Raw genomic sequence first — 16,304 nt, forward strand, 5'->3', positions numbered from 1 at the left:
AAATTAGGCAGTTTGGTCTTATTTTTATTTGACTGTGTTTTTTATGAGCACTAAGTATAAATTCTAAGTACATCTTTACCAAGGACACTCCCATGGCAGCAACCCGCTCGACGACTCGCACCGCTAGCCAATCCTATCGCCGTCAAGCATTGATTTGGCTGATAGCGACCTTGCTGCTGGGCGTGTTTACCGCTTTAGTCTGGATGTTTAGTCAAACACCAGCGATGGGTGCCAAAATAGAAAACGCCCCAATATCAGCGCCGCAAACGTTGAGCACTGAGCTTGAACAACCATTAAAAATCGAATCATTGCATGAGCTTGATACCGATGTGCAGCCGATAAGTTTTGATGCCACCGTTCGTGATTTGCGTAGCTATCCTGATGAATTTAAAGATAAGCGTTATTTGCTCGCCAACAAAGGCAAATGGACCGTACAGGTGATGAATGTCGCTGAAAATGATGTGATTGTTAGTTACTTAGAAGGTCGTGAAGATCGCAACAAGTTTGCGTACTTCCGCTATCTTGATGATAACGAGCAAGTACGTTATATGCTGACTTATGGGCTGATGAGCAGTCCACAAGAAGCGGTCGGGGCTGCCAAGCTAATAGACTTTAAGCTGCCTGCTAATGTACGAGTATTGCCTGAAGAGATTAATCGCTACGTCAGTATTATCGATAATTATGAACGCCCTGACCCTGTCAAAGACTTAAGCGCTAAACGCACGCGTTCGGTAAATTTGCGACCAACCAAACGAGAAGTACCAGTTCGTCAGCAAACCAATAACAACACTGACCAAGCAGCAAGCAATACTGCCAATCGTAATGCTCAAGACGCTGCCAATGCTGAGAGCATTCGCCAGTCCGTCGATACCTCTGAAACCTTATCTGTCAATGAAGAGCGTATTGTCGGCACAGACGAACAAGCACCGACTACTTCAGCACCCAAGAATACCGATACCAATGCACCGAAGAAACCACCAGTGGTTGCTACTCCTAAGCCGCCGGCTGCTAGTGCTAATAACGGCAACAGTAATAATGCTAACCCTAACAGTGCTAATCCTGATAGTGCAAATGCCAATATTAAGAATCAAAATACAGGCTCGGCGAATAAAAACTCCAATAGCAATGCTAAAACTGCAGCAGCACCAAAAGATAATAGCAAGGGTAAAAGTGCAGCGGTAGCAAAAGAGAACAGCGATACTATCAAAGAGCTGATCGAAGAAAAGAGTAATTAAGTTAAAATATAAATCTGTATTAAAAAGCCCACTCAAAATTGTAGTGGGCTTTTTTTATAAATAATTTATCCATGTGTTCTTATGTTTAATATAACGAAAGATAATATAAGCGCTTACAAAATCTGATGGATAAATTAATAAAAAAACTAGATTTTTTAGCTAGCATTCAATAATATAAAGCTGGGCGATGCTCTGTATAGTTATCGTAAATAGCGCAATCCCTCTTATTATCCTTATTAGGATTATTAAGGCGCTTAGATACAGGGTGTCTGATATTCAGATGTAATGGAAAACTAGCGTTATATGAGCTGTTTTACGGGTTAGTCATCAGGTGTTGTGGCGTTCACATTGAACGTTATAACAGAGACAATACTGGCAGATGATACCGGTAGATTATAAAGCCTAAATGCTGAATAACTTGGTCTTTTGATGACTATCTCATCTTGTTACCGATGTTATTTTAGTAGCTAGCGTTAAGTCAATCGCTCTAATTGCTCTAGAATAAATGGAGTCATGATAAGTATTTTTATCAGGCTCAAAACGCTTGCACTATTTTCTCTGCCTGCGCTTTATTAATCCGGATATGTGAATATATTTAACCCGTTCTGCTTGCGGAGAATAGTTTGTGCATCACATTGGTTGCATAGACTACCGCTCACTTAAAAGGACAAGCTATGTCAATGATTTCTTCCCACACGCATTTGGCCACGCCAGATGATTTTTCTGACAATTGCGGCTTTGGTTTGATTGCTCATATTGAGGGACAAGCCAGCCATGATTTAGTAAAAACGGCCATTCATAGTTTAAGTTGTATGACCCATCGCGGCGGTGTCGCGGCTGATGGCAAAACCGGTGATGGTTGTGGTTTGTTATTAGCGACCCCAATTGCCTTCTTTAAAGGCATTGCAGCAGAGCTAGAGTTTAAGTTAACGGATAACTTTGCCGTTGGTATGGTGTTCGTTCATGATGATAAAATCCAAGCACAGCATAGCCAGCAAGTATTAAGCGAGGAGATTACCGCACAAGGACTAGAGATAGCTGGCTGGCGCGATGTGCCGCTTGATTTGAGCATTGTTGGTGAGATTGGTCGTCAGACGTTACCAGGTTTTAAGCAAGTATTTGTCAATGCACCTGATAGTCTAGCTGCGGATGATTTTAACCGTAAGCTGTTTGTTGCCCGTAAAAAAGCTGAGCAGCGCTTAGTGAGTGATGAGCTATTTTATGTTTGTTCATTGAGCTGTCAGACTATCATTTATAAAGGTTTGGTCATGCCATCCGATTTGCCTGCTTTTTTCTTAGATTTACAAGATGAACATTTGGCGTCGCATATTGTGGTATTTCACCAACGATTTTCAACCAATACCTTGCCGCGTTGGCCATTAGCACAACCATTCCGCTATCTTGCCCATAATGGTGAGCTGAATACCATCACGGGTAACCGCAGCTGGTCTGAGGCACGTACGCCAAAATTAAAATCAGCAAAACTGCCCAATTTGAATGAATTAACACCATTGGTAAATAGCAGTGGTTCAGATTCATCCAGCTTAGATAATATGCTAGAAGTGCTGATATCAGGTGGTATGAGTTTGTTCCATTCTATGTCTATCCTTGTGCCACCTGCCTGGCAAAATGTCGATAGTATGGATATGGACTTGCGCGCGTTTTATGAGTTTTACTCGCAGCATATGGAGGCGTGGGATGGTCCAGCAGGGTTAGTCATTCAAGATGGTCGCTATGCGGTCTGTATGCTGGATCGTAATGGTCTACGTCCGTCGCGCTGGGTAACGACTAAGAATGGTTATATTACCGTGGCCTCTGAGGTTGGCGTTTGGGACTACAAACCAAAAGATGTGCTCGCCAAAGGTCGCGTTGGCCCCGGTCAGATGCTGGTCATCGATACGCAGACGGGTCAAATCATGGACACTAAGGCGATTGCGACCTTACTGAAAAAGGCGCATCCCTATCGTAAATGGTTACGTGAAGAAGCGACACGTATCCGTGATGATGAGCGTTTAGAAGAAGAGCTCGCCGCGCAGGCATGTCGCGGTGAGCCGCTAAAAGCACTACAAAAAATGTATCACATCACCAATGAAGAGCGTACAGAAATCATTCGTCCTAACGCTGAAAATGCGCAAGAGCCAGTCGGTTCGATGGGTGATGATACACCGATGGCAGTGTTGTCACAGCAAATTCGTCATGTCGGTGACTTTTTCCGTCAGCAGTTTGCACAGGTCACTAATCCGCCGATTGATCCGCTACGTGAGTCTATTGTGATGTCGTTACAGACGTGTCTAGGTGCTGAAACCAATGTTTTTGCGCCATCGGCAAGAGATGCCCATCGCATTATCTTATCGTCGCCGGTGTTGTCAGCCAGTAAGATGCAGCAACTTGAAACCTTGGCTGATCCTGCATTTAAAATGGCTCGTATCGATTTAAATTATGAGCGCAATCTAGAATTGTCCGTTGCCATTACCACTATTTGTGAGCAAGTCGCTAGTAGCATTCGCGCAGGTCATACCTTAATTGTATTATCTGATAAAGACATTGCTGCTGCTAAAGTGCCCGCTAATGCCATTATGGTCACTGGCGCGGTACATCATTATCTGATTGCCCAAGGTATTCGTACCGATGCCAATTTAATTATTGAGACCGGTCTTGCTCGTGACTCGCATCAAGTGGCAGTTCTGATTGGCTTTGGTGCGACCTGTATTTATCCTTACCTTGCTTATGATGTAATTGATGATTTGGTTGCCACTGGTGAGCTGCTTGGCGATCCAATTCAAGCGCGAGTAAATTTTCGTAAAGGTTTAGATAAAGGTTTGCTAAAAATCTTATCAAAGATGGGCATCTCTACCATTGTCTCTTATCGAGGCGCTCAGTTATTTGAAGCGGTTGGTCTCTCTGAAGAAGTCGTCAGCTTGTGCTTTAAAGGCGTGCAAAGTCGTATTAAAGGCGCAACCTTTGCAGATTTGGCAGCCGATCAAGCGCAGCTTGCGGCAAATGCATTTAAACGGCGCGCGCCACTTGATCAAGGCGGCTTACTAAAATTTGTTTTTGATAAAGAATATCATGCCTTTAACCCTGATGTGATTAATAGCCTGCACACGGCGGTACGGACGGGCAATTATGATAATTATCGTCAGTATGCTGATCTGGTCAATAACCGTCCAGTGGCGACTTTGCGTGATTTACTACAGCTTAAAACCGAAAATCCTCTCGAAGTAGAGGAAGTTGAAGATATTTCAGACATTTTATCGCGTTTTGACTCTGCGGGCATGTCGTTAGGGGCGTTGTCGCCAGAAGCGCATGAAGCCATTGCCATGGCGATGAATACCATTGGCGGACGTTCAAACTCGGGTGAGGGTGGCGAAGATCCCGTACGCTACGGCACACTGCGTAACTCAAAAATTAAGCAAATCGCTTCCGGTCGTTTTGGCGTCACACCAGCCTATTTGCGCTCAGCGGAAGTCATGCAAATCAAAGTCGCTCAAGGAGCAAAACCCGGTGAGGGCGGGCAGCTGCCAGGCGGTAAGGTCAATGCTTTGATTGCGCGCCTGCGTTATTCGGTGCCGGGGGTAACGTTAATTTCACCGCCGCCGCATCATGATATTTATTCGATTGAAGATTTGGCGCAGCTGATTTTTGATCTTAAGCAAGTCAACCCAGATGCTCTGGTATCGGTCAAGTTAGTTTCGCGTCCGGGCGTTGGCACCATTGCGACTGGGGTAGCAAAAGCCTATGCCGATTTGATTACCATCTCAGGTTATGACGGTGGTACGGCAGCATCGCCACTGTCTTCTATCCATCATGCAGGCTCGCCGTGGGAATTAGGGCTTGCTGAAACTCATCAATCACTACGGGTGAATGGCTTACGTCATAAGGTTCGTATTCAAACTGACGGCGGTCTAAAAACAGGACTTGATGTGGTTAAAGCTGCGATTCTTGGTGCGGAAAGCTTCGGCTTTGGTACTACGCCGATGATAGCAGTCGGTTGTAAATACTTGCGTATCTGCCATCTGAATAATTGCCCAACTGGGGTTGCCACCCAAAAAGCCCAGCTACGTGATGATCATTTCATTGGTGAAGCTGAAATGCTGATTAACTTCTTTAAATTTGTGGCGACCGAAACGCGTGAATGGCTAGCTGCATTAGGCGTGCGTAGTATGGAAGAGTTGGTCGGCCGTACTGATTTACTTGAAGTGCTAGAAGGCACGACAGATAAGCAGCGTCATCTTGACTTAACACCGTTACTATTTAGTCATCCAGCCAGTAGCGGCAAAGCGCAAACCTGTCAAGTTACCCGTAATGAGCCGTTTGATAAAGGCTTGCTTGCTGAGCAGATGATTAAGGATATGCTACTCAATATTCGCCAAGGTAATGGCGGCGATTATAGCTATGGCGTCGGTAACTGTGATCGCTCGATTGGCGCGCGTATCTCAGGTGAGATTGCAGAAGTTTGGGGCAATCTTGGCATGAATGAGATGCCGATTAAGCTGCATTTAACTGGTACCGCAGGGCAAAGTCTGGGTGTGTGGAATGCTGGTGGCTTACAAATTGAGTTAGAAGGTGACGCCAATGATTATGTCGGTAAAGGCATGGCGGGCGGCGAGATTGTCATCTATCCACCCAAGGATTCCAGTTTCACCGCGCAAGATACGGCTATCATTGGTAATACTTGTCTATACGGTGCAACGGGTGGCAAATTATACGCTGCTGGTACTGCTGGCGAGCGCTTCGGCGTCCGAAACTCAGGCGCTCATGCGGTCATCGAAGGTACAGGCGATCATTGCTGTGAATATATGACCGGCGGTATTATCACCGTCCTTGGGCGCACAGGTCTTAACTTCGGTGCGGGGATGACCGGTGGTTTTGCTTATGTACTTGATATGGAAGGTGACTTTTTTGACCGCTGTAACCATGAGCTGATTGATTTAAATCGTATCTCAAGTGAGCAAACCGAAGGGCATCGTATCTATTTACAGCAAGTCATTGAAAACCATGTGGATAAAACGGCTAGCGCTTGGGGTCAAACTATATTGGCTGACTTTGAACATTATGCGCGTAAGTTTTACTTGGTTAAGCCAAAAGCGGCAAACATTGCAACCTTACTTAAGACCACCATGGCCGACCCACAATAACAGTCATCAGGTAAATATTGTAGGTTAAGTTTGCAATTCAAATATGTTAAGCAGAGCCGTGACAGCAACGAAATATTAGCGAGTTTTATTAATTTATCACGTTAATTCGCCTCGTATACGTTGACTGTCAAAGCTTCTTATTGAAAAGCCTTATATAAAAGAGACAGCATCATGGCAAAGCGCTTAGACAATGATTTTCAGTTTTTAGATGTACCACGGCTTGAGCCGAGCAAAAAAGATATTGCCACTCGTGCCACCGAATTCGTTGAGATTTATAAACCGTTTGAAAGTGAATCGGTCGCGCAGCAATCGCACCGCTGCCTTGAATGCGGCAATCCGTATTGTGAGTGGAAATGTCCGGTACATAATTACATCCCGAATTGGCTGAAACTGGCGGCTGAAGGGCAGATATTTCAAGCAGCAGAGTTGTGTCATCAAACCAATACTTTACCTGAGGTTTGCGGTCGTGTTTGCCCGCAAGATCGTTTGTGTGAAGGTGCTTGTACGCTCAATGATGGCTTTGGTGCAGTGACCATTGGTAACGTTGAAAAATATATTAACGATACGGCCTTTGCACTGGGCTGGCGTCCGGATATGTCAGAAGTTATTTGGACAGATAAAAAAGTTGCCATTATCGGTGCAGGACCAGCGGGACTCGGCTGTGCAGATATTTTGGTTAGAAATGGCGTCACCCCTGTTGTCTTTGATAAGCGTCCTGAGATTGGTGGTTTATTAACCTTTGGTATTCCTGAGTTTAAAATGGAAAAAGACGTCATGCGCAATCGCCGCGTGGTCTTTGAAGGCATGGGTATTGAGTTTCGCTTAGAGACCGAAATTGGTACCGACGTCAGTATCGATGAGCTACTCAGTGATTATGACGCCGTGTTTATGGGCATGGGTACTTATACCTATATGCGTGGTGATTTCGCCGGTGAAGAGCTAGAGGGCGTTTATGATGCACTCGATTTTTTGATAGCCAATGTCAATCGCTGTAATGACTGGGAAAAAAATCCAGCAGACTATATCGATCTTAAAGGTAAAAAAGTGGTGGTACTTGGCGGTGGTGATACCGCTATGGATTGTAACCGAACCAGTATCCGTCAAGGTGCTGAGCAAGTTATCTGTGCTTACCGCCGTGATGAAGAAAATATGCCTGGCTCACGCCGTGAAGTGGTCAATGCACGCGAGGAGGGCGTTGAATTCTTATTCAACCGCCAACCGACCGAAATTATTGGCTTAAATGGTAAGGTTAATGCGGTTAAAGTTGTCACCACACATTTGGGCGCGCCAGATGAACGCGGTCGTCAGCATCCTGAGCCGATTGCCAACTCTGAAGAGATTATTCCTTGTGATGCGGTGATTCTAGCCTTTGGCTTTCGTCCGAGTCCTGCTGATTGGTTTGAGGCCCAGCAAGTAACGATGGATGACTCCGGTCGCGTTTTGGCTTTAGAGAAGCAGACGTTTAGGTTTCAAACCAGTAACCCTAAAATCTTTGCCGGTGGCGATATGGTACGCGGCTCTGACTTGGTGGTGACGGCCATTTGGGAGGGTCGCGAAGCTGCTGAAGGTATATTAGACTTTTTAGACGTCTAGTTTTCTACAGCAACAGAGCGCCAAATATTAGCATATACTCATGTTTTTTGTATTATGTGCTAGCATGTTTGACCTTTAACGTCTTTTATCTTTTAATAGGTAAAAGGCGTTATTTTTTGATAATGGCTTTGTGCATTGCTAAATTTATAATCATTACTTAACGCTATTTTTATTCCTTAATTATAAGAGACGTCTTGCGTGAAACTAAATTTTTGGCAACGATTTACTGCACCGCTTATTGAGCCTTATGCACGCTATCAGCATGCTGACGTCTTGCATGCGATACGTTTGGGTAGCGCCATTCTCACTGCATTAGTGTTAAATGAGCTTACGAACCTGCCGCATGGTGAATGGACGACCATTACTGTGTTTGTGATATTGGGCTTGTTGCAGTATCAAGGGGCGATCTATACCAAGGCCAAAGAGCGAATATTGGGTACCTCACTTGGGGTGGTGGTCGGACTGAGTTTTTTATGGCTGATTCAAGATATCGGTGGCTGGTTGTGGTTGTATTATGCGCTGATTGGCATTATTAGCGGCATCATCGGTTATGTCGCGGTCAAGCAGTTGGGCTATATCGGTCTATTAACGGGCATTACCATGCTTATGATTGTCTCGAGTCCTGATCACAGTAATATCGCGCAAGATGGTCTTTACCGCGCCTTTAATATTTTGCTTGGCGCTGGGGTAGCAGTAGCAGCGACTTTAATTTTACCGCTTAAATCTACCTTGATGTGGCGATTTTTATTGGCAAGCAACCTTGAAACGTGCAGCAATCTGTATGCAGGGGTTGGAAATCATATTGATGCTGAGGTTTTGGTGCCAAAGCCGTTTAAATTTAGCAAGGCCACCAGCTTATCAAGTTTGACTTATCCTGCAAGCCGCTCTATACCTGATACACCGGTTAATAAATCTTTGGTTAAGGCGTTACAAAAAATTAATAAGCGCCTGCTAGCCGTCCGTCCACATATCGCGGCGACTGCCAGCGAATCAGGAATCGATAAAGAAACGCTAGAGACGATTCAGCGCACGCATCGTAATATTATCGGTACCATTGATTTGTTATTAAGTGCTGCGCCGCGCTTGGCTAATATTGAGATTGACGATGAAAATCATATTCTGCTCATACATTATCAACATGAATTGACGCAAGCGATGCAACATATGGCGGCAGTATTACGTAGCCCAAATGACGAAGTCTTTCGTCCCATTACCCGCATTGCGGTATCAGAATATCCAAGTATAGAAAATTTGGGCTTTGAGTGGCAAGGCTATTTTTGGCTGACCCAAACCTTACAAGTACAGTTGCAGGGGCTCAGTGACTTATTACAAGCGACTCAAGCGCAATGGTTTGCTGCTTCTGGTCTGCGCTACCAGCGCCGCGAACAACGCCGAATTGAACATAAAGGTAGCGAAACTGATTTGCATTTATAAATACCAAGTATCAATGCCAAATATCAATGCTAAAAAAACGCTGACCATTTAAAGTCAGCGTTTTTATGGGTGATATTCTAAGGTGGCTTTTGAGCTTAATAGCTAGATAATTAACGACCGGTTTTTAGCTTATCCCAATACTGCTGATAGACTTGCAAAGCCTCATCACCGACATCTTCTTGGAATTCAGCTTTTGCTAATATTTCTTTGCTCGGATAGATGGTTGGATTATTTCTAACGTCCTCAGGCATCAATTCACGTGCTGCGATATTTGGTGAGGCATAACCTATCTCTTCACTGACGATTTTAGAGTTCTCGGGACGCATTAGATAATCAATAAATTTATGCGCCGCATCGACCTGTTTGGCGTTTTTAGGAATGACGAAGTTGTCCATCCATAATATCGCGCCCTCGGTTGGGTATTTATAAACCAAGCTGGTCAGACCTTCGTTATTGGCGATGATTGCTTCACCATTCCACGTCATACCTACGCTCGTTTCACCTTCCATATAGGGCATACGCGAGGCGTCTGAGTTAAAAGTTTTTACGTTTGGCATCAAGGTCGTCAGCTTTTCATAGGCTGCTTTAATCTCATCAGGATTGCTGCTATTACCTGAGTAACCAAGGGTCAATAGTGCCATGCCAAACACTTCACGCATGTCATTCATCAGCATCACTTGACCTTTAAACTCAGGACGCCATAAGTCATTCCAACTATTAACAGTAGCAGGATCAACCGTTTCGCCGTTGATGGCAAGGCCAGTGCTGCCCCACATATAGGGAATCGAGTATTTATTTTCAGGGTCAACTTTGGTATTAGTAAACGAAGTGTCGAGGTTTTTAAAGTTGCTTAATTTAGATTTATCTAGCTCTTGTAGCAGACCTTCTTTTGCCATTTTTTCGACATAATAAGTCGATGGAATCGCCAAGTCATATTGGCTAGAATCATCAAGCAGTTTCAGCTTGGCATACATCGCTTCATTGGAATCAAAGGTGGTGTAATTAACTCGAATCCCAGTCTCTTTAGTAAAGCCATTGAGAATCTCTTGTGGCATATACTCAGACCAGTTATAAAGATTGAGCGTGACATTACTGGGAGCAGCACTACCATCAGCCGCGGCATTGTCAGATTTGCTACAGCTAGCAAGCGAAAGCCCAATAGCAACGCACAACAGCGCTTTAGGTAGCATTCGGGTAAGGTTGCTAGTTGAAAGATTTGATGATAAATGGGACAAGATGGCTCTCCTAAATAGGGCAAAAAGATAAAAGTCGGGCACATGATACCGTTATAGTATATTCATTATACGGTTATGGTTATCCTAAGTCGAAATTTAAAGGGCAACTGCTTGAATCTACTGGTTTTTAATGCTCGTATTAGTTAAGAGTAAGTGACGTAATGATATTAACTAATCATGCTATGATTGGCGCTATTGAAAATAAACGTATTTTATTTTGCATGACTACTAGTTGAATGAAAACTATAAGAGAGAAGAGATGACTAACCGTGAAGTTGCTGGAATGATTACTGCTGTGCTAGGTCTGTGTGCCATTATTGCTTTCCTTAATGCTGGTATAAACACATCGATATTTAGCTGGCCGTTAGAGGCGTATCTTGGCGTGGCATTTAGTATTGGTTGGTCAACTGGTATACCAAATTTTTTAGCGTATTTATTGGCAGCATTACTCTTCATTTTAGTTGCTGTTGGATTTTATAAGCTAGGCAGTTGGGTTTATGGGTTGGTCGCAGAGCGTGGTTGATTTGACGAGTTAAAAGCTCAGCTTAACTTCATTATAGGCTGAAAAACTAGCCGCCAAAACCGCTAGGAATGGAAGAACCATGTATGTGGCTATCAAAAAGTATTTATAAGATCATCGTCCTACTATCCATTGTTTTATATACAACTGCCTGCCAAGAAGAAAAGAGCCAAAGCTATCAAAAATTATGCATTGATAAAGACACTTCTATTAAGAACGATATAGCTGACAATGGTATTTTATGGTCACTATCTGATGCTAATCTAAAACATATTTTATCACTGGTAACAGAAGAGTCCGACCGTAATATTTATATAATGAATTCTATAACAACTTGTGATATGACGTTCAAAGATATTGAGTTGAACAATAATATTTGTGAGGTGACGTTAAACGCTGGCGCGTATGGCTATGCAATATGCAGTGATGGCTCTAATTATAGTTTTGGGTGTTATGAGAGTGAATGTATCCAATACTTTCCATTTCCATATCAAGAACAAAGTTGAAAATTGTTTTATATAAACAGAACTAAAGGTTCTTACCGTTTTTTTTGCGCCAGGCTATTCAATGGCATATCATCTTTAGTTTAGATAACGACCAATTTGTAAACAATAAAAACCCTCACTAGATACTAGCAAGGGTTTTTACGATTTTTGAACTGACTGCTAGACTACAAGTAAATGCTCAACCACTGCTTGTATTCCATATTCTTCAATCGTACCAGTGACAAAATCTGCACGCTCTATAAGTTCTGCTTTTGCATCGCCCATTGCTACGGCAAACCCGACCAAATCAAACATTTCTAAATCATTCAACCCATCACCAAATGCCATACAATCTTTCGTATCAATGGCGTAATGCTGGCATAAATCTATGATACCTCGTGCTTTGGACGCTTCTGCTGGCAAGATATCTGCGCCAATATGATGCCAATGCACCAGTTTTAAATCATCTTGTGCAAAGTCAACCTCCTGCATTTTCTCTTCTTGGTTGTTAAAAAATACCGAGCATTGATAAACCGTATTGGCCTTATGATAATCTGGGTCAAGGATAGAGTTTGGCGTTATCGCATTGTATTCACGCAGACGCTCGTTCTCATGTGACCATGCAATATGAGTTGCTGAGTCAAATTTATGGATGAGTTCACTTTTTTGGCATAACAGTACAATTTTGTTGGTCTGCGTATCTGTTAATGGGTAATGACTAATCATGCCCTCTTTATTAAAGCTGTATTGTCCATTCATACAGATGATAGCATCTAATACATCGGCATCCAGTAACGCTAAGATATCAGCAGGCAATATGGCTTTTGAGCGTCCGGTTGAAATCACCAGTTTAATATCAGTCTTAGCTAGCGCTTCAAGCGTTGCTTGGTTATGTTTAGCGATAATGCCGTTACGACTTAAGGTGTCATCGATGTCAAAAAATATGATTTTGGGGGTGGGGGCTTTATTATTCATAGTGAGTTTAACAGTCCTATTATGTTAAATATTACCATCGCTAGTGATTTAAAACGTATTAACTATAAAGAAGTAGCGTGGTTGTAATAAAATGAATTCATGTGTTTTTGTTAATGTTATGTGGCTATCCATCATATGCCATCACTTTTGCTCAGGATAAATTTTTGCTAAAGCATCTAAAAAATGTCCGCTCTCGGGAGTAAGTATATTCAAACTTCTATCTTCATCATCTTCATCATCTTCATCATCTTCATCATCTTCATCATCTTCATCATCTTCATCATCTTCGATAGCTATATTAAAATTACTGTTGCCCAACTCTTTTACTAGCCATGATAGGAAGTCACTAACACTTTCGCTAGCCACAATTTTCCGCTCTTCATCACGACCAAAGTTAATTACTTGTCCAATGGTACCGAGCTTGTCTGGATCTAAATCTATTCCTAGAAAGTTTCCGCCATGGTCGTGGGCAAATGGTACCCAAAATGGATTGCTATTAGCCTTTTTAACATAACCGTCAGGAGTTGATTTCATCCATTCACTCATCGAATTAAGTTCATCTTCTCCTAACTCTTCCATTGTCTGTTTTTCTAACTCAATACTTTTAATAATTTTTTTGATAGGCATGAATTCTAAGCCATACCAAGGACCAGTAGCGGCATTACCCATTTGTCCATTATGCCATTGATATAACAAAATAAAATCTTCTGGTAAGCTTCTGCCAATTGTTTTTTCTAACAATTGAATTTCTTCTAAAGTAGCAGGCGGATTCAAATCTTTCACAACCTCAGGTAGATGCTTTTCGAGCCAGTTCTCAAATATGGTTAAATCTTCCATGATAAGTCCTTAATTAAGATTCATTTTTTAGTAGTTATATCGCTCTAACTACCCAACCTCAACACTCGTTACATTCTGAAAGCCTCTTGGCAGCTGACCGCCACGACTGCCACGTTTCGCAGTATAGTTCGCTAAATCCATCGGCTTTAAGGTCACATGACGCTTGCCAGCAGTAATAACTAGACTGTCTTGTTTACTGAGTGGCGTGATAGTCAGCACTTCTTCATCACCTTTTAGATTAATCATCTTATTACCCTTGCCGCGTGCCTGTTCAGGCAAATCGCTCAGTGCAAAGATTAATAAATAGCCAGCATTTGTCACGACAGCGATATGGTCAGGAGTAGCGCTATTTTCGCTAGCAGAGTTGTCATTACTCTCAGAGCTTACAATCACATCAGCTTGAGCATCGATACGCGCGATAGGTAACAATCGGCTATTAGCAGCAAGGTTAATGATGTTTTTACCGGCTTTTTGATTACTATCTAAATTGCCAAGCGTATTGATAAAACCATAGCCTTGCGAGCTGGCTAAAATAATACGCTGGTCATTGTCGCCGGTTAGTAATTGCTCAAAAGTTGCCCCTGCTGGCGGTTTTAATACACTGGTGAGCGGATCGCCCTGACCACGAGCAGATGCTAGGTTATGCGCATCGATACTATAACTGCGCCCTGTGCTATCGAGCACGTAGATTCTTTCATTCGATTTACCGCGGACGTGTGCTTGATAAGCATCGCCCGAGCGATAGCTCATACCAGCAGCATCAACCTCGTGGCCTTTAGCAGCACGAATCCAACCTGCTTTCGATAGTACAGCGGTAATCGGCTCGCTTGGTACGAGGTCAGATTCTTTTAACGCTTGTGCTTCTTCGCGTTCTGCCAGTGGTGACACACGCTCGTTGCCGTGCTCTTTCATATCGGCGGTGAGCTCATCGATCATCAGAGTGGTCAAACTGTCTGGGTTGTCCAAATACTCTTGAATAATAGCGCGTTCAGCAGCCAGCTCGTCTTGCTCGCGGCGCAGCTCAAACTCTTCAAGTTTTGCCAGTTGACGCAGACGAATATCCAAGATGGCATTGGCTTGAATATCGGTTAAGTCATAGCTTTGCATTAACGATAATTTTGGATCGTCTTCTTCGCGAATAATGCGAATCACTTCATCAATATTTAGATAAGCAATCAGTAGACCTGCGAGAATATGTAAGCGCTTATCGATTTTATCGAGGCGATATTGCAAACGGCGCGTGACCACTGAACGGCGGCAAACGAGCCATTCTTCTAGGATTTCTTTAAGGTTTTTAACCTGCGGTTTACCGTTTAAGCCAATCATATTCATATTGACGCGGTAATTGCTTTCTAGATCAGTACTGGCAAACAGATGACTCATCACGCGATCGACATCGACCCGCGTTGAGCGCAGCTCTAGCACGATACGACAAGCGTTTTCGTGGTCTGATTCATCATGAATATCAGTAATCCACGGCAGCTTTTTATCGGTCATCAACTTGGCAATTTGCTCTTGGATTTTATTGCCTGAGACTTGATAAGGGAGGGCGTCGATGATGACGAGATTTTTCTCTTTAGGATCAATATGAAAGGTCGCGCGCATTTTATAGCTACCGCGTCCACTTTCATACATGGCCTGCAAATCTTTTTTGCTAGTGATGATTTCGGCAGGCGTTGGCAAATCAGGTGCTGGTATCGACTGGGTAAGCTGCTTAACCGATAGCTCAGGATTTTTCAATAGACGAATGGCAGCACGAACCACTTCATTGAGGTTATGCGGTGGAATATCCGTTGCCATGCCGACGGCGATGCCGGTCGTACCGTTTAATAAAATATTGGGCAGACGGGCGGGCAGGGTGGTCGGCTCTTGCATGGTGCCATCGAAGTTATCTTGCCAATCGACCGTGCCTTGTCCGAGTTCCGCGAGTAACGTATTGGCATAAGCGGACATCTTAGCTTCGGTATAACGCATGGCGGCAAAAGATTTTGGATCATCAGGGCTACCCCAGTTACCTTGACCGGTAATCAGCGGATAACGATAACTAAACGGCTGTGCCATGAGCACCATCGCTTCATAGCAAGCACTATCGCCATGCGGATGATATTTACCCAGCACGTCACCGACCGTACGGGCAGATTTTTTGGCTTTCGCAGTTGATTTTAGCCCCAGCTCGCTCATCGCATAGATGATACGGCGTTGGACAGGCTTTAGACCATCGGCAATATTTGGCAGCGCCCGATCCATAATGACGTACATCGCATAGTTGAGATAAGCTTGCTCAGTGAATTCCGCCACAGAGCGTGTATCCATCGGTTCGCTTGGAATTATTGGGGCAATCGCATTATCAATAACATCGGACATAAAATAGGATTCACTTATAATTTTTTAATAGGTATAAACAATCGGTTCAATCAGGTAAATAAGATAGTGCTATCGTAAAGGATATTGGCATAATTAAAAAGGTGTAAGTCAGTATAGACGACAGTGCATGACGTGCTGAGCATACCGTTTCTATTTAGCATGCCGTTTCTATTTAGCATAACGTTTTGGTTGATAGCTTTTACAAAATAAGGTAAGTATAGTTAATCTAACTGTTTTTTATCATTTTACTTGTTTTTATTATCCTATTTATAGTATTGGCTTTTTAATCACCGCGACCTTAACAAGGTTAATAATGATACAGTCGATTTAAGCAAGCTGGGTGTAGGCTAAGCGTTTATCGTTTTATTGCATACTGCTTTCAAAGCTCAATAGAATTTATATCACAATAGACGATAAATGTTTATCAATAATAGGTGGCTTATTTAGCCGTAATGAGGCTTAACTCACTGATATAAATAAAAATATGC

10 protein-coding genes are annotated in these 16,304 nt (G+C 43.2%); 6 read left to right on the forward strand and 4 right to left on the reverse strand.

What is annotated here, in order from left to right; all coding sequences use genetic code 11:
* Positions 1-92 precede the first annotated feature (92 nt).
* From EPB74_RS11875 to EPB74_RS11890, 4 genes are all read left to right on the forward strand, one after another.
* Positions 93-1,235 (forward strand): hypothetical protein, encoded by a 1,143-nt coding sequence (locus tag EPB74_RS11875; RefSeq protein WP_274904349.1) that lies wholly within the window; start codon positions 93-95, stop codon positions 1,233-1,235.
* A gap of 674 nt (positions 1,236-1,909) precedes the next feature.
* Positions 1,910-6,373: a glutamate synthase large subunit gene (gene gltB / locus EPB74_RS11880; RefSeq protein ID WP_274904350.1), complete on the forward strand. Its 4,464-nt coding sequence runs from the start codon at positions 1,910-1,912 to the stop codon at positions 6,371-6,373.
* Between the two features lie 171 nt (positions 6,374-6,544).
* Positions 6,545-7,966 carry a glutamate synthase subunit beta gene (locus EPB74_RS11885; RefSeq protein WP_274904351.1) on the forward strand — a complete coding sequence of 474 codons (1,422 nt, stop codon included), beginning with the start codon at positions 6,545-6,547 and terminating at the stop codon, positions 7,964-7,966.
* 198 nt (positions 7,967-8,164) lie between these two features.
* The gene (locus EPB74_RS11890; protein WP_274904352.1) at positions 8,165-9,400 is read left to right on the forward strand and encodes an FUSC family protein; all 1,236 of its coding nucleotides are present in this window, start codon (positions 8,165-8,167) and stop codon (positions 9,398-9,400) included.
* A 110-nt stretch (positions 9,401-9,510) separates the two neighbouring features.
* Here the strand turns inward: EPB74_RS11890 and EPB74_RS11895 are convergent, their stop codons facing one another.
* The gene (locus EPB74_RS11895; protein ID WP_274904353.1) at positions 9,511-10,635 is read right to left on the reverse strand and encodes an ABC transporter substrate-binding protein; all 1,125 of its coding nucleotides are present in this window, start codon (positions 10,633-10,635) and stop codon (positions 9,511-9,513) included.
* A 259-nt stretch (positions 10,636-10,894) separates the two neighbouring features.
* On the opposite strand from EPB74_RS11895, the gene EPB74_RS11900 reads away from it, so the two are divergent.
* Both EPB74_RS11900 and EPB74_RS11905 read left to right on the forward strand, forming a co-directional pair.
* Positions 10,895-11,158, forward strand: coding sequence for a hypothetical protein (locus tag EPB74_RS11900; RefSeq protein WP_274904354.1), 264 nt, complete (start codon positions 10,895-10,897; stop codon positions 11,156-11,158).
* Positions 11,159-11,241: 83 nt separating this feature from the next.
* Complete coding sequence (locus EPB74_RS11905) at positions 11,242-11,661, forward strand: hypothetical protein (protein WP_274904355.1); 420 nt, start codon at positions 11,242-11,244, stop codon at positions 11,659-11,661.
* A 159-nt stretch (positions 11,662-11,820) separates the two neighbouring features.
* Here the strand turns inward: EPB74_RS11905 and EPB74_RS11910 are convergent, their stop codons facing one another.
* From EPB74_RS11910 to parC, 3 genes are all read right to left on the reverse strand, one after another.
* Positions 11,821-12,615: a Cof-type HAD-IIB family hydrolase gene (locus tag EPB74_RS11910; RefSeq protein ID WP_274904356.1), complete on the reverse strand. Its 795-nt coding sequence runs from the start codon at positions 12,613-12,615 to the stop codon at positions 11,821-11,823.
* A 141-nt stretch (positions 12,616-12,756) separates the two neighbouring features.
* On the reverse strand, positions 12,757-13,452 hold the full coding sequence (locus EPB74_RS11915) for an SMI1/KNR4 family protein (protein WP_274904357.1): 696 nt from the start codon (positions 13,450-13,452) through the stop codon (positions 12,757-12,759).
* Positions 13,453-13,500: 48 nt separating this feature from the next.
* Positions 13,501-15,816 (reverse strand): DNA topoisomerase IV subunit A, encoded by a 2,316-nt coding sequence (parC, locus tag EPB74_RS11920; RefSeq protein ID WP_274904358.1) that lies wholly within the window; start codon positions 15,814-15,816, stop codon positions 13,501-13,503.
* Positions 15,817-16,304 lie beyond the last annotated feature (488 nt).

The sequence above is a fragment of the Psychrobacter sp. DAB_AL62B genome (assembly GCF_028895345.1).
Lineage (GTDB): Bacteria > Pseudomonadota > Gammaproteobacteria > Pseudomonadales > Moraxellaceae > Psychrobacter.

Excerpts from the sequence above, each read along its gene's own strand:
- EPB74_RS11875 (WP_274904349.1), top strand. The coding sequence starts at position 93 with ATGGCAGCAACCCGCTCGACGACTCGCACCGCTAGCCAATCCTATCGC.
- EPB74_RS11900 (WP_274904354.1), top strand. The coding sequence starts at position 10,895 with ATGACTAACCGTGAAGTTGCTGGAATGATTACTGCTGTGCTAGGTCTG.
- EPB74_RS11910 (WP_274904356.1), bottom strand. The coding sequence starts at position 12,615 with ATGAATAATAAAGCCCCCACCCCCAAAATCATATTTTTTGACATCGAT.
- EPB74_RS11905 (WP_274904355.1), top strand. The coding sequence starts at position 11,242 with ATGTGGCTATCAAAAAGTATTTATAAGATCATCGTCCTACTATCCATT.
- gltB (WP_274904350.1), top strand. The coding sequence starts at position 1,910 with ATGTCAATGATTTCTTCCCACACGCATTTGGCCACGCCAGATGATTTT.
- EPB74_RS11915 (WP_274904357.1), bottom strand. The coding sequence starts at position 13,452 with ATGGAAGATTTAACCATATTTGAGAACTGGCTCGAAAAGCATCTACCT.
- parC (WP_274904358.1), bottom strand. The coding sequence starts at position 15,816 with ATGTCCGATGTTATTGATAATGCGATTGCCCCAATAATTCCAAGCGAA.
- EPB74_RS11885 (WP_274904351.1), top strand. The coding sequence starts at position 6,545 with ATGGCAAAGCGCTTAGACAATGATTTTCAGTTTTTAGATGTACCACGG.